The sequence below is a fragment of the Paraeggerthella sp. LCP19S3_G8 genome, from assembly GCF_052119225.1.
GTDB lineage: Bacteria > Actinomycetota > Coriobacteriia > Coriobacteriales > Eggerthellaceae > Paraeggerthella > Paraeggerthella hominis.
In genome coordinates this window covers 134095-148747 of sequence record NZ_JBQKFQ010000004.1, presented here as the reverse complement: position 1 = coordinate 148747, position 14653 = coordinate 134095, and the positions used below count along the sequence as shown (strand labels likewise).

The window sequence follows — 14653 nt, the reverse complement described above, 5'->3', positions numbered from 1 at the left end:
AAGCGATTGCGGACAATGCTTGCCAGAATTTTGTTTCGCGGCGCCTCGAGCGTCGCGCGCGTGGATACCAAAAGGACGTGCTGACCGTGATTACTATCGTGCAATCTCCCAATCCCATTTTGAACCAGCCGTGCGAGCCGTGCGATCTTGGGGACAAAAGCCTGAAGCGCTTGGCCAAGCAGATGGTGAAGACCATGTACAAGAATTCCGGCTGCGGCCTTGCCGCGCCGCAGGTGGGCGTGACCAAGCGCCTGGTGGTCATCGACTGCGACGAGTCCGACGAGCAGAACCCCATGGTACTGGTGAACCCGGTGCTGGTGGAGACGAAGGGCGAGGTCGTCGTCGAAGGGGAGGGCTGCCTGTCCATCCCCGGCATCTCCGTGCCCATCGCCCGGCCGTCGTGGGCGCGCGTGCGCTTCTTCGACCTGGACGGCGAGGAATGGGAGATCGAAGGCGACGGCCTTCTGGGTCGCTGCCTGCAGCATGAGCTGGACCACCTGGACGGCGTGACCATGTTCGAGCGCTGCGATCCCCTCGCGCGCATCCAGGCGCTTCGCGATTACGACCAGGCGGTTGCTTCCGGCGCGAAGCCGGGAGAGACCTCGCTTGATCCACGGGTTCGATAACCATGCGCGTCGTGTTCATGGGCACGCCGGAGTTCTCGGCTACGATCCTCGATGAATTGGTGCAGCAGCATGAGGTGGTTGCCGTTTACACGCGCCCTGATGCCGTGCGCGCCCGCGGGAAGCAGTTGGAGCCTTCGCCGGTGAAGGCGACGGCTGAGCGCTGGAACATTCCCGTGCGCACGCCGCGCACCCTGCGCGACGAGGACGTCCAGCGCGAACTGGCCTCGTTTCGCCCCGACGTCATTTGCGTGGCCGCTTACGGGGCCATTCTGCCGAAGGCCGTGTTGGATCTTCCCCGGTACGGCTGCCTGAACGTGCACGCGTCGCTTCTGCCTCGCTGGCGCGGCGCCGCTCCTATCGAGCGCGCTATCCTGGCGGGCGACGAAGAGGCCGGCGTATGCATCATGCGCATGGAAGAGGGCCTGGATACAGGCGCGTACTGCGTGTGCCGCACGGCGAGCGTCGGGGATTTGAACGCTGAAGAACTGACCGACGAGCTGGCTATTCTGGGATCTCACGCCCTGTTGACCGCGCTGGTGCGCGTGGAGCGGGGCGTGTGCGATTGGACCGAGCAGGACGAATCGCGCGTGACCTACGCCGATAAGATCGCCAAGGGCGAGCTGGACTTGTCCGTTGGCGATTCCGCTGCGCTCATGGTTCGCAAGGTGCAGGCTTCGAGCGCCGCGCACCCTGCGCGCGCCGAGGTGGCGGGGCGCGCGGTTACGGTGCTGTCGCTTGCTCCCGTGGCGGCCGATAGCCAGGCGCGCGATCTTGTTGCGGGCATGGCTGCGGGCGATGTTCGCTATGCGGCGAAGCGCTTGTTCTTGGGCGCGGCCGACGGCGCGGTGGAGCTTCTGATTCTGAAGCCGGCGGGCAAGCAGGCCATGGATGCGAAATCGTTTGCCGCCGGGATCCAAGGGATCAAGGACGGCGGCCTTATCTGGAAGGGGCTTCATGCCTGATCGTAATAAGGGCTCGCAGGATCGACGCGCGCCGAAGGGATACGCCGGACCTGTGGAGAAGCCGCGAGAGAGCCGCGCCTCGCGATCGAAAGCCAGCCCGGCTCGGCTTGCCGCGCTCGACGTGGTGCGCACCGTGCGCGAGCGCGGGGCGTTCGCTCAGGACGTTATCGGCAAGCGCATCGACGGCTCCTCGCTTTCGCCTGAGGACCGCTCGTTTGCGACGCTGCTCGCATTGGGCGTGGTCAGCTCCGTGGGCACGCTCGACGATGTGCTCGATCGGGCGCTCAGCAAGCCGACGGACGTGCAGCCCGACGTGCGCGACGCCCTGCGTTTGAGCGTGTACGAGATCATCTTCCTGAACAAGACGCCGCATGCAGCGGTTGACCAGGGAGTCGAGCTGGTGCGCTCGTTCGCGCCCAGGGCGGCTGGCCTTGCGAACGCGGTGCTGCGCAAGGTGGTTGTTTCACGCGCGTCCTTCCCGTTCGGCGATCCGACGCGCGACGTGGAAGCGCTGGCTCGCCTGCATGCTTTCCCCGTTTGGCTGGCGCGCAAGCTGGTGCTCGATCTGGGACCCCAGGCGGCGTTGGACTTCATGCGCGCCTCGAACGAGCCGGCGCCGCTGTTCGTGGCGGCGAATGCGGCGAAGACGGACGAAGCCGCCGTGGCCGCCGCGTTCGCGAAGGCGGGAGAATCGACGCAGCCGGTTGAGATCGACGGCGTGCCCGTGCCCGGCTGCCTGCGCGTGAAGGACAACCGCGCGTTGTTGCTGCCCGAGGTCAAGCAATTGTTCGTGCAGGGAAAGATCCTTGTTTCCGATGCCGCGTCCCAGCTGGTGGCTGCGTCCGTCCTGCCGCAGGACAAGCCCGCGTCCATGCTGGAAGTGGGCGCCGGTCGCGCAACGAAGACCATCTTGCTGCAAAGCGCGGCGCAGCGCACGTGGGGGTCGCAGATCGAGTCGTACGTGACGCTGGACAATCACGGGTTCAAGACGAAGCTGCTGCTCGAGCGCGCCGCGCGGTACGGCTCGTGCGTGTCGGAGGCGCTGACGGGCGACGCCCTGGCGTTGGGCAACGTGGTTCGCGATCGCCTGTTCGACGTGGTGTTCATCGACGCGCCGTGCTCGGGGCTGGGAACGCTGCGACGCCATCCCGAGATTCGCTGGCGCTTGCAGCCCGAGGACGTGGCCGCGTTCGCGAAGACGCAGCTGGGCATGCTGCGCGCCGCCGCCGGGCATGTGGCGCCGGGCGGAACGCTGGCGTACGCGACGTGTACGGTGACCTGCGAGGAAGACAACCAGACGGTGAAGGCATTCCTCGCGAGCGAAGAGGGGCAGCGCTTTCAGCTGGCTCCCATTGCCGGTCGCTCGTGCTTGGCTACGCGGCTTGCGCCGGGGTCGTCGGACGCGCATTTCGCCGTAAGGTTCGCGCGCGTTTCGTAGAGGACGCGAAGGGTCGTGCGTTTTTCTCCGTCCAGCGCACGCGCAAAGGCGTTCCGTGGTAGGTTTTGACGGTTTGCGGTCGTCGTGGACGTGTCGCAAACCGCATCCGATCTTCCAGTAATTTTCTATGATTTTTTGACCTGGTGTAATGCTGGGCCATCTGGTTGTGGTCGCAAGCAAGGGACTCTGCAACAACCTCAAACCGTCAAAACCTGCCAGCGAACGCGGTTTTTCGTGCGCAGGACCGTGCTGGGCAGGAGAACGGGCGGGTCGATGGCCTGTTCGCGGGATCGTGCTGGGCGGGCGAACAGGGGCGGGTCGATGGCTCGTGCGCAGGACCGTGCTGGGCAGGAGAACGGGCGGGTCAATGGACGTGCGCAGGACCGCGTTAGGCGGGCGAACGGGCGGGGGAGGAGCGGGTCGATGGCCCGTTCTCCGGCGAACAGCGCGAAGCAGGCCATCGGCTTCGCCCCTTCGCCTTGCTCGTTTGCGTCGATTTCATAGTGAAACAATATGGAATAGCGATCGAACGAGGGCAGTGCTATCATTGCGGATCGTTCGCGCCGTCGTTTCGCGGCGCGCAAGGGCGTGGCAGTACGATACGGAACTCAGGAGGAACCTCGTGGAAGAGCAGCAACAAAACGCGCGCGGCGGGCTGCGCCCCAGTCAGCTGCTGATGGTGGGCGGCATGCTGTTCTCTATGTTCTTTGGAGCGGGGAACCTGATCCTGCCGCCGCTTTTGGGCTTGCAGGCGGGCACCGAAGCCGTCCCGGCTATGGCGGGCTTTCTGCTTGCGGGCATCGGCCTACCCGTGCTGGGCATTGTGGCCGTGGCCCTGTGCGGCGGCGTGCGCGAGCTGGCGGGGCGCGTGAGTCCTTTGTTCGCATCGGTGTTCATTGCGCTCGTGTACCTGACCATCGGCCCGTTTCTGGCTATTCCGCGCACGTCCTCTACGGCGTACGAGATGCTGCGGCCTTTGTTGCCGGGACCTGACGTGATCGATCCGAACGTGGCGGCGGTCGTGTTCTCGGTTGCGTTTTTCGCCGTGGCTTTCGTTTTGGCGCTGCGGCCTGGGTTGCTTTCGCGCGTGCTGGGCAAGTTCTCTGCGCCTGCGCTTATCGTGCTCATCGTCTTGGTGGTGGGCGCATCGGTGATCGGAGGCGGGGGAGAAGTTCTCGAGCCGCAGGCTCCGTACAGCGTGAACGCGGCGACGCACGGCTTTTTGACCGGATACCAGACCATGGACCTGCTGGCTGCGCTGTGCTTTGGCATCGTGGTTGCGGCGAACGTGAAGCAGCTGGGCGCGCGCGATCCGAAGCAGGTTGCCGGCGCCATTTCGAGTGCGGGCGTCGTGGCCGGCGTGCTCATGATGGTCATCTACTGCGGCTTGGGATTCGTGGGCGCCACCATGGGCGGCGCGCTGCCCGACGCGACCAATGGCGCGGCCATTCTGGCGGCATCGGCCAGCATGCACTTCGGCGAGGCTGGGGCCGTTATCGTGGCTGCGATCTTCCTGATCGCGTGCCTGAACGTATGCACGGGCTTGATCTCGTGCTGCTCCGAGTACTTCTTCGAGGCCGTCCCGCGCGTGCCGTTGATTGCCTGGGCGGCTGCGTTCGCCGTGTTCAGCTGCGCCGTTTCGCTTTTGGGGCTGGACGCGATCCTGGCGTTTTCCGCGCCGCTTCTGGGCGCGTTGTACCCGCCGGCTATCGTGCTGGTAATCATGGGCCTCGTGCACGCTCGTTGCGACAAGCTGTCGCTCATGTGGCCGTGGGCGGTGCTGTCGACGGCCGTGTACAGCGTGGTTGTGGGTCTGCGCGACGCGTTTGCGCCCGGCGCATGGCTGCCGCTCGATGCGCTGCCGTTTGCGGACTTCGGCCTGGGATGGGTGCTCATAGCCTTTGCGGGCGCCGCCGTGGGCGCTGCATGGTCGCTAGCTCGACGTCGGCGCGAATCGCGTTGCCAGCAAGGCTGATTCGCTGATCACGCCCTCGTCGAGAAACGTTTCCAGCAGCATGGGCGGAACGGTCCTTCGCATGCGCTGGCCGAAACGGGATCCGAAGAGCTGCTCGGTTGTCATGTCGGGCAGGTGCTCGGCGCGATAGGCCAGCAGGGAAAACACTCCGCCAAGCGCGAACTCGATGGCAAGCGACGAGTTGAATCCTAGATTCGCCTCGTCAATGCCAAGCATGCCGATCCAAGCTTGCTTCATGGCGCGCTTGAGCGTTCCCTGCAACTGCGGGGATCCGTGTTTTCCGGCTATCAGGCTGAGGCGATCAAGGTGCACGTGGTATTTGGGGTCGCACAGCAAGGCGTCCAGGTTGCTTTTCGGGTCGATGATCTCCCTGAACACCGCAACCATAAGATCGGTTGGCAGCATTTGCTCGACGGCGTCTTTCGCTAGCTCGCCAAGGTTGCCGTAGTGGTAGTAGAACGCGTTTTTGTTGAGGCCCGTCGATCGTAGGATATCCGCCACCGAAAGCGCCGCGTAAGGCTTTTCGGCCAGCAGCGTCCAGAATGCGTCCCTCATGCGGTCGACGGCGGGGACGTCCTGCCCTTTTTTCGGTCGCGGCACGGTTTCCTCCTTGCTATGAGCGCTTTGCTCATTTGTAATTGGTCGTTTTCCCGTGATTTGCATATTTTTATTGGACGCATAGGCCAATAAAATCATCCTAGAACAGATGGCGAAGGGTCGTCAAGCACCGCGGTTCCCGCATGCGGGCTCTTCGAAGCAAGCCGCGCTCAAGCGCGCGGGGAGGGGACGTGATGCCATGGAAACGCAGACGCGTGCGAATGGGCGGCCTATGGTCGAATTCAAAGGCGCGGTTCAGAGGTTCGGCAGGAAAACGCCTTTGGCGGACGACAGGCGCACCGTACTGGATCGGGTGAACCTGCGCGTCGACCGGGGCAGCATTCTCTGCCTGCTGGGGCCTTCGGGGTGCGGCAAAACCACCATGGTCAACCTTATTATGGGCGTGACGGTGCCGGCGGCGGGCGAGGTGCTGGTCATGGGCGAGCGCGCTCCGTACCCTACGGCGCGCGCCCGCGTGGGCTACATGCCGCAGGAGGATGCGCTCTACGACGACATCACCGCCGAGGAGAACCTGCGGTTCTTCGGCGCGATGAACGGGCTTTCGGGTGCGCGGCTGGACGCGCGCATCGGCGAGATGCTGAAGTTCGGTCGCTTGGAAGACGATCGCAAGAAGCTGGTGTCGGCGTTTTCGGGCGGCATGAAGCGAAGGCTAAGCCTGGGCGTGGCGATGCTGCACGAGCCTGAGCTGCTGGTGCTCGACGAGCCAACGGTGGGGCTTGATCCCGATCATAGGCGTCGCATCTGGGATGCGTTTTCCGCGATGGCGGGCGAAGGGGCCACCATCATCGTGACGACGCACGTCATGGACGAAGCGGTTCGGTGCGACCAGATAGCCATGCTGCACGGCGGCCGCATCATCGCGAACGCATCGCCTGCCGATATCCTTGTGCAAACGGGAGCCGACAATCTGGAGGATGCGTTCCTTATCCTAGAGGGCTCGTCTGAAGGGAAGGAGGCCGATCATGCGTAAGACGCTCGCGGTTGCTCGCCGCATCCTCTCGCAGTTCATGCACGATAAGCGCACCATCGCGCTTCTGTTCGTGGCGCCCATCGTGGTGCTGTGGCTGCTGTCGGTGCTGCTGGGCGCCGACTCCTACCAGCCGCGCATCGCCACGGTTTTGCTTCCGTCTTCATATCAGCATGCGCTCGAGGCGCAGGATGCGCGCGTGTCGGACGTGGGGGTCGACGAAGCCGAGCGTCTGCTGCGCTCCAATAACGTGGATGCGGTATTGCGCATGAAAGGCGACGCGACGCTGGAGATATGGGCCGAAGGCAGCGATTCCACCAAGACCGCTGCCGTGATGGCGTGCGCGTCGTCTGCCATGGCCGACGTGCAAAAAGACGCGGCGGATCAGATGGAAGCGGACATCGAGGCGAAGAAGGACGAAATCGAGCAGGCTCGGGAGGACGCTGAATCCAAGCAGGTCGAACTGCGCAGCGCTATCGAAGAGGTGGCGCTCTCGCTTCCGCCGAGCGCTTTGGCGAAGATGCCGGAGTCGGTGCGCGACATGTTGGACGGATCGCTTGCGAGCACCGTTTCGGCTGAGGATTTCGCCCTTGACCCTTCGTCGTACATGCCGGTGAAAGAGGTGGAGACCTCGTATTTGCACGGTAGCGAGGATTGGAAGATGTTCGACTTCTACGGGCCGGTGTTCATCGGGGTGTTCTTGTTCGCGTTCACGTTCATCACAAGCGGCATGTCGCTGGTGAACGAGCGCGGCGCGGGAACCATGGCGCGCTTTCTGGCGACGCCGGTCAAGCCGACGCAGATCTTGGGCGGCTACTCCATTGGATTCGGCGCGCTGGCGCTTGCGCAATCGGGCGTGATCCTGGCGGTGGCGTTGGGGCTGATCGGTTTTCCCAACGAAGGCAACCTGGGCTTGGTCGTGGTGACGGCGGTGTCGATGGCGCTGGTGTCGGTGACGTTGGGGCTTTTGGTGTCGGGCCTGGCCAGCAACGCGTTTCAGGTTATCCAGCTCATGCTCTTGTTCGTGGTGCCGCAGATACTGCTGTGCGGCTTGTTCGACCTGTCGAGCGCGCCGGGCTGGCTTCAGGCGCTGGGCCAGTGCATGCCGGTGACGTACGGGGTGGACGCCCTGCGCGCGGTGATGCTGCGCGGTGCCGATTTCGCGGCGGTCTGGCCCGATCTTGCGGTTCTGTGGGGATTCGTGGCAGCGTTCTTCGTGCTGGCGGCGCTGGGCTTTCGCAAGAAGCGCGCCCGGGTGCGGTAGCGGACGGGGTTGGGGTCCTTGCGCTGCACGGTTTTGCCCTCAATGTTGCGCTTGACTCGGCATGCTTCGGCCTCGCCTTCGCACGACCTGGCAAAACGATCGCGTGACGCAAGTCCCCGAGGGCGGGGCGCTCAAGGAACTCGCGATACGCGACATTGGGGGCAAAACCGTGCGGCAAACGCGGCCCTGCGCGGTGCCGCCAACCTGAATGGACGCTTCGGCTGCACGACTGGGCGCATGTGGTCCGGTTGTGCTTTGCGGGTGCGGATTATCGTATCGGCTTGGGAGCTCCAGTCCGCGTGTTGTCACGCCAGCCTGCCCCCGCCCCGCATCACGCGCGTTCCGACGCGCAGAACGCGAGGACTTTGCTGCTTGCCCGTCCGCATGGGCGCGGTAACGGGTAAAATAGATGCTTTGCAAAGTATCGCTGGTATGGTCGGAGGTCGTCCCGCATGGTCGAACGCGCAACAGAGGAAACAACGGAGAAGTCCGAAGGGGCGGCGTTCGCGCACGGGTCGCTGGGGCTGCTCGCGCCAAGCTGGTGGGAGCCGGAAGAGGGGGAGCCCGCCCCCGAGCCGTGGCTCACGCCCGACGAAGCGCTCGACCGCTTCCTCGATTGGGTGGCGTCGCGCGGCATCGACCTGTGGCCCCATCAGGAAGAAGCGCTCATGGCGCTCATGATGGGCGACCACGTCATCCTGGGCACGCCCACGGGTTCCGGCAAGTCGATGGTCGCGCTGGGCCTGCATTTCATGGCGCTTGCCACAGGTCGGCGCGCGTACTACACAGCCCCCATCAAAGCCCTGGTCAGCGAGAAGTTCTTCGATCTGGTGGACGTGCTGGGGCGCGATAACGTGGGCATGATCACGGGCGACACGCACATCAACGCGCAGGCGCCGGTCGTGTGCTGCACGGCCGAGATCCTGGCGAACGAAGCGCTGCGCGAGGGCGAGCGCGCCGACGTGGGCTGCGTCGCCATGGACGAGTTCCATTTCTACGGCGACGCCGACCGCGGATGGGCGTGGCAGGTTCCCCTGCTCACGCTGCCGAAAACGCAGTTCTTGCTGATGAGCGCAACGTTGGGCGACGTCTCGAACATCGCGAGCTCGCTCAAAGAGCGCACGGGCGTCGACGTCGACGTGGTGGCCGACGCCCCGCGCCCCGTTCCGCTGTCCTACGAATACGTGGAGATGCCGCTCGAAGGCAGCGTGGAACTGGCGCTGCGCAACGGCGAGGCTCCGCTCTACATCGTGCATTTCTCGCAGGATGCCGCGCTTGCCACGGCGCAATCGCTTTCGAGCTTCGGCGTGGCGTCGAAGGAGCAGCGCGAGGACATCAAGCGCGCCATGGCCGGCACGTGCTTCACCACGGCGTTCGGCAAAACGCTCAAGCGCCTGCTTTCAAGCGGCGTCGGCGTGCACCACGCCGGCATGCTGCCCCGGTATCGCTTGCTGGTGGAAAAGCTTGCTCAGCAGGGGCTTCTTCCCGTCATCTGCGGCACGGACACGCTGGGCGTGGGCATCAACGTGCCCATTCACACCGTGCTTTTGACGGCGCTCACGAAGTTCGACGGCTACAAGATGCGCCGTCTGCGCGCCCGCGAGTTCCATCAGATCGCGGGCCGCGCGGGCCGCAGCGGCTTCGACACCGAAGGCGTGGTGCTGGCCGAAGCTCCCGAGCACGACATCGAGAACGCGAAGCTGGTGCAGAAAGCCGGCGGCGATCCGAAGAAGCTGCGCAAGATCAAGAAGAAGCAGCCGCCCGAAGGGTTCGTCACCTGGAACAAGCAGACGTTCGAGCGCCTGATCGAGGCCACGCCCGAAACGCTCAAGCCGCGCATGAAGATCACGCATTCGATGGTGCTGTCGGAAGTGGTGCAGGGCGGCGACGCCTACGCGCGCGTCCGCAAGCTCATCGCCGATTCCGCTCAAACCGACGAAGAGAAGGCCGCCCTGGTCGTGCGCGCGGACGACATATTCGCCACGCTCGTGAACGCCGACGTGGTGGAGCGCGTGCAGGCCGAAGACGGAAGCACGGAATACGTCACAACCGTCGATCTTCCCGAGGATTTTGCGCTTGACCAGCCGCTTTCGCCGTTTTTGCTGGCTGCGCTGGAGCTGCTGGACCCGGAAAGCGACACGTACGCCCACGACGTCATCTCCATGGCCGAGGCCACGCTGGAAAACCCGCGTCAGGTGCTGCGTGCGCAGGAGCGGCAGGCGAAGGATCGGGCCATGGCCGACATGAAGGCCGACGGGGTGGACTACGAGGAACGCTTGGAGCGCATCGCCGAGATCACGTACCCCAAGCCGCTCGAAGATCTGCTGGGCGCGGCGTTCGAGCGCTATTGCCAGGAGGTGCCGTGGGCGCGCGATTTCCAGCTGGAGCCGAAGTCGGTCCTGCGCGACATGCTGGAAACCGCCAGCGACTTCAAGGGCTACGTGCAGCGTTACGGCATCGCCCGGTCGGAGGGGCTGCTGCTGCGCTACCTGGCCGACGCGTACCGGGTGATCGCGCGCACGGTGCCGGTGGACAAGCGCAACGATCGGCTGGAGGACGTCATCGCATGGCTGGGCTTCGTGGTGAGGTCGGTGGACTCCAGCTTGATGAATGAATGGGAGAACGCGGGGTCGGCCTTGGACGCGGCTGCGCCGGTGGACGCCGACGAGGTGGTGACGGATCGGCGCGGCGTGACGGTGCTCGTTCGCAACGCGCTGTTTTTGCGCGTGCGGCTGGCTGCGCAGGAGCGCGCGGCTGAGCTGGGCCGCTTGGACCAGGATTGGGGCTGCGGGGAGCCGCGTTGGCAGCGCGCCTTGGATTCGTACTACGAAGCGCACGACGAGGTGCGCATCGACGGCGATGCGCGGTCGATGGCCTATCTGGAGATCGACGAGTCCGACGAGAAATCGGCCCGCGTGTGGCACGTGCACCAGATTTTCAGCGACCCTGACGACGATCACGATTTCGGCATTGCCGCCGATGTCGATTTGGACGCCACGCAGGAAGAGGGCGAGGTCGTGTTCAAGAGCTTCCGCGTGGGCTTCTTCGAAGAACTGGGAATCGAATAGCCGATGGGTTTGGCCGGGGCGGGCAACCCGTCCCGCGGCCTTGCTCCCGGCGCCGCTTCGCTGGAGCAAACGTGCTGCGGCGCTCGGCGCGGCATGAGTCGACGCGCTTGTGGCATAATCGTGTCGAAGCAAAAAGAAGGGATCCTCATGTCGCGTCAAACCGCTGCGTCCACAACGCGTCGCACGTTGCATTATTTCTGGTTGGTCACTCGCAAGCACTTCGGGCTGTTCACGGCCCTTATGGCGTCGACGTTTCTGTTCGTGGCGCTGCTTTCGTACGGCAACCCGTACGTGATGAGCCTGGTGGTGGACCGTGTGAGCGCGGGGTCGGTGTCGCCGGACGAGGTGTTCGCGGTGTTCGGGCCGTACATTCTGGCGCTCATCGGAATCAACGTAGCGGGTCAGGTTGCCAGCAAGGTGCAGGACTATACCATGTACCGTCTGCAAATCGCAGCCTCGTACGATTTGGCCACCATGTCGTTCGACGCGCTGTGCAACCAGTCCATGTCGTTTCATTCGAACCGTTTCGGCGGTACGCTGGTCAGCCAAACCACCAAGTTCATGAGCGCTTACCAACTGCTGTTGGAAACCATCACGTTTCCGTTTCTGCCGGTGATCTGCTCGGTGGTGTTCACGTGCGCCATCCTTGCTCCTCGCGTTCCGGTGTACGTGGCCATCCTCATGCTGCTGCTGGCGGTGTACGCGGGGGTTTCGTACTACATGTACAAGCGCATCCTGGCCCTGAACGAGAAGGCGGCGGGCGCGCAGAACCAGCTTTCGGGCGAGCTGTCGGATTCGGTGGCGAACATTCTTGCCGTCAAAACTTACGGTCGCGAGGATTACGAGCGCGGCCTGTTCGACCAAGCGAACCGCGAGGTGGTGGCGCGCGATTCCAAGCGCATGTGGGCATCGCTTACGCGCGGCATCGTGACGGCGTGCATCACCGTTGCCATCATGAGCGTGGTGGCGGTGTTCATCGCGGGCGGCAACGCCTGGTACGGCATCACGCCGGGCACGCTGGTGGTCATGTTCACCTACACCTACACGGTGACGAACCAGTTCAACTTCATCAACAACGGGTTGCAGCGCTTCAACCGCGCGTTCGGCGACGCCAGCGGCATGACGATCATCCTCGACGAGCCGCGTCTGGTAGCCGACGCGCCCGACGCCGCTCCGCTTGAGGTGAGCGAAGGGTCCATCGATTTCGAGGGAATTGGATTCTGGTATACCGACGGAGACGTGCGCACGACGGTGTTCGACGGGCTTGATTTGCACATACCCGCAGGCCAGAGGGTTGGCTTGGTGGGTGCGAGCGGTGCGGGCAAAACCACGCTCACGAAGCTGTTGCTGCGGCTTTCCGACATTCAGGAGGGCCGCATCCTGGTGGACGGCCAGGACGTCGCCGACGCCGCGCAGCAGTCGCTTCGCCGCCAGATCGCCTACGTGCCGCAGGAGGCGCTGCTGTTCCATCGCAGCATTGCGGAGAACATCGCGTACGGACGGCCCGACGCGTCCATGGACGAGATCCGCGAAGCGGCGCGCCGTGCGAACGCGCTCGAGTTCATCGAGCGCTTGCCGCAGGGTTTCGATACCGTTACGGGCGAGCGCGGCGTCAAGCTGTCGGGCGGCCAGCGCCAGCGCATCGCCATAGCGCGTGCGCTTCTGGCTGATTGCCCGGTGCTCGTGCTGGACGAGGCTACCAGCGCGCTCGATTCCGAAAGCGAGCACCTGGTGCAGGACGCGCTGGCCACCCTCATGCACGGGCGTACGGCCATCGTGGTGGCGCATCGCTTGTCCACGGTGGCCAGCTTGGACCGCATCGTGGTGCTTGACGGAGGCCGCGTGGTCGAGGACGGCCCGCATGCGCAGCTGATCGAGGCCGGTGGAGCGTATGCGCGCCTGTGGGAGTGCCAGACGGGCGCGTATCTGGAGTAGGCCGCGCGTGAGGACGGGGGAGCGCCAGGAGTGCGAGCGCTCGGCGGCGGCGCGTGGGTGTCGCGCGGGCGATGGCGTGCGTCGCCGCTTCCGCGGAGCGCGCTCCCGCAAGGGCGAACGCCGCTGCCGCGTCCGTTTCCGCGGGGCCCGCTTCCGCGAGGGCAACGCCACTGCTGCGCGCGTTTCCGAGCGGCAAGATCCCCTCGCTGTCAAAACGGACGAGTTTTGCGGCGGTTTTTCGCCCTCAGAGGAGTCTCTTCTCGAACGCGTTTTGCATCACCCCAGTTCACAAGCTGCAAGCATCCTTTATCCTTGTTTGAGGACCGGCAAAACTCGTTCTTTTTGACAGGACGAGCGAAACCGGCGGCTTTCGGAGGAAGCGCGGCTCCGGAAATCGGAATCACTTGGATTTGAGGCCGTCCGCGCACATTCCGCGCTATCATGGTTTCATGCACGCGAACAAGCGCGCCGGTGCGCGCGGCGGGCGAAAGCCCTCGAGGACGAAAGGCTAGCTATGGCGAAAATTGCAATGACCACGCCGCTTGTGGAAATGGACGGCGACGAGATGACCCGCATCATCTGGCAGATGATCAAAGACGAACTGCTCGCGCCGCACATCGACTTGAAGACCGAGTACTACGACCTGGGGCTGGAGCATCGCAACGCCACCGACGATCAAGTGACCGTCGACTCCGCCGAGGCGACTCGCCGCCTGGGCGTTGCCGTGAAGTGCGCCACCATCACGCCGAACGCGGCGCGCATGGACGAGTACGACCTGAAGCAGATGTGGAAGAGCCCCAACGGCACCATCCGCGCCATGCTCGACGGCACCGTGTTCCGCACGCCCATCACGGTGGCGGGCATCGAGCCGTGCGTGCGCAACTGGGTCAAGCCCATCACCATCGCGCGTCACGCTTACGGCGACGTGTACAAGAACGCCGAGATTCGCGTGCCCGGTCCCGGCAAGGTGGAGCTCGTCTACACCGCCGTCGACGGCACCGAGACGCGCGAGCTCGTGCACGAGTTCGACGGTCCGGGCGTGGCGCAGGGCATGCACAACCTGGACGCCTCCATCGAGAGCTTCGCGCGCAGCTGCTTCGAGTACGCGCTCGACATCAAGCAGGATATCTGGTTCGCCACGAAGGACACCATCTCGAAGAAGTACGACCATCGCTTCAAGGACGTGTTCCAGGAAGTCTACGACGCCGAGTACGCCGCGCGCTTCGAGGAAGCCGGCATCGAGTACTTCTACACGCTCATCGACGACGCCGTGGCGCGCGTGATGAAGGCCGACGGCGGTTTCATCTGGGCCTGCAAGAACTACGACGGCGACGTGATGAGCGACATGGTGTCAAGCGCGTTCGGCTCGCTTGCCATGATGACGTCGGTGCTGGTCAGCCCCCAGGGCTACTACGAGTACGAGGCCGCGCACGGCACCGTGCAGCGCCACTACTACAAGCATCTCAAGGGCGAGGAAACGTCCACGAACTCGGTGGCCACCATCTTCGCGTGGTCGGGCGCGCTGCGCAAGCGCGGCGAGCTGGACGGCCTGGACGACCTGGTGGACTTCGCGAACCGTCTGGAGAGGGCCACGCTCGACACCATCGAGGCCGGCGAGATGACGGGCGACCTGGCGCTCATCACCACGCTGCCGAACCCGGTGAAGCTCAGCACGCGCGACTTCATCCTGGCGGTTGCCAAGCGTCTGGCGGCGTAGGCCGGCTTCTGCGCTCAACGCAACGTTCACGGCCTCGGATCGCATTGCGCTCCGAGGCCGTTTTTTTGGCCAGGTACCGTGAT

At 64.5% G+C, this 14653-nt stretch carries 11 protein-coding genes; 9 read left to right on the top strand and 2 right to left on the bottom strand.

Annotated features, from left to right (window positions below):
• The first annotated feature begins 77 nt into the window (after positions 1 to 77).
• The 3 genes from def to ACTQZK_RS05980 are packed head-to-tail and all read left to right on the top strand — an operon-like array spanning position 78 to position 3026.
• Positions 78 to 626 (top strand): peptide deformylase, encoded by a 549-nt coding sequence (gene def, locus ACTQZK_RS05990; protein WP_114566116.1) that lies wholly within the window; start codon positions 78 to 80, stop codon positions 624 to 626.
• 2 nt (positions 627 to 628) lie between these two features.
• Positions 629 to 1588, top strand: coding sequence for a methionyl-tRNA formyltransferase (gene fmt, locus ACTQZK_RS05985; RefSeq protein WP_216529548.1), 960 nt, complete (start codon positions 629 to 631; stop codon positions 1586 to 1588).
• On the top strand, positions 1581 to 3026 hold the full coding sequence (locus ACTQZK_RS05980; RefSeq protein ID WP_441898855.1) for an RsmB/NOP family class I SAM-dependent RNA methyltransferase: 1446 nt from the start codon (positions 1581 to 1583) through the stop codon (positions 3024 to 3026). Before fmt ends, ACTQZK_RS05980 begins: the two co-directional genes overlap by 8 nt.
• Positions 3027 to 3223: 197 nt before the next feature.
• Here ACTQZK_RS05980 and ACTQZK_RS05975 read toward each other — a convergent pair whose 3' ends face one another.
• Positions 3224 to 3574, bottom strand: coding sequence for a hypothetical protein (locus ACTQZK_RS05975; protein ID WP_441898853.1), 351 nt, complete (start codon positions 3572 to 3574; stop codon positions 3224 to 3226).
• A gap of 74 nt (positions 3575 to 3648) precedes the next feature.
• Here ACTQZK_RS05975 and brnQ point away from each other — a divergent pair, with 74 nt between their 5' ends.
• A complete protein-coding gene (gene brnQ, locus ACTQZK_RS05970) occupies positions 3649 to 5001 on the top strand; it encodes a branched-chain amino acid transport system II carrier protein (protein ID WP_418830899.1) in 1353 nt (450 codons plus the stop codon).
• Here the strand turns inward: brnQ and ACTQZK_RS05965 are convergent.
• Positions 4960 to 5601: a TetR/AcrR family transcriptional regulator gene (locus ACTQZK_RS05965; RefSeq protein ID WP_216529550.1), complete on the bottom strand. Its 642-nt coding sequence runs from the start codon at positions 5599 to 5601 to the stop codon at positions 4960 to 4962. The two genes, brnQ and ACTQZK_RS05965, sit on opposite strands and share 42 nt — an antisense overlap.
• 229 nt (positions 5602 to 5830) lie before the next feature.
• On the opposite strand from ACTQZK_RS05965, the gene ACTQZK_RS05960 reads away from it, so the two are divergent.
• The 5 genes from ACTQZK_RS05960 (at position 5831) to ACTQZK_RS05940 (ending at position 14570) form a co-directional block, all read left to right on the top strand.
• A complete protein-coding gene (locus tag ACTQZK_RS05960; protein ID WP_441898851.1) occupies positions 5831 to 6589 on the top strand; it encodes an ABC transporter ATP-binding protein in 759 nt (252 codons plus the stop codon).
• Positions 6582 to 7850: an ABC transporter permease gene (locus tag ACTQZK_RS05955; protein ID WP_418830898.1), complete on the top strand. Its 1269-nt coding sequence runs from the start codon at positions 6582 to 6584 to the stop codon at positions 7848 to 7850. The genes ACTQZK_RS05960 and ACTQZK_RS05955 overlap by 8 nt, the downstream gene beginning before the upstream one ends.
• A gap of 452 nt (positions 7851 to 8302) precedes the next feature.
• Entirely contained in the window at positions 8303 to 10918 is a 2616-nt protein-coding gene (locus ACTQZK_RS05950) for a DEAD/DEAH box helicase (protein WP_441898849.1), read from the top strand.
• A gap of 147 nt (positions 10919 to 11065) precedes the next feature.
• Positions 11066 to 12853, top strand: a complete 1788-nt coding sequence (locus ACTQZK_RS05945; RefSeq protein WP_441898847.1) for an ABC transporter ATP-binding protein — start codon at positions 11066 to 11068, stop codon at positions 12851 to 12853.
• Positions 12854 to 13367: 514 nt separating this feature from the next.
• Positions 13368 to 14570, top strand: coding sequence for an NADP-dependent isocitrate dehydrogenase (locus ACTQZK_RS05940; RefSeq protein ID WP_441898845.1), 1203 nt, complete (start codon positions 13368 to 13370; stop codon positions 14568 to 14570).
• The last annotated feature ends 83 nt before the right edge of the window (positions 14571 to 14653 follow it).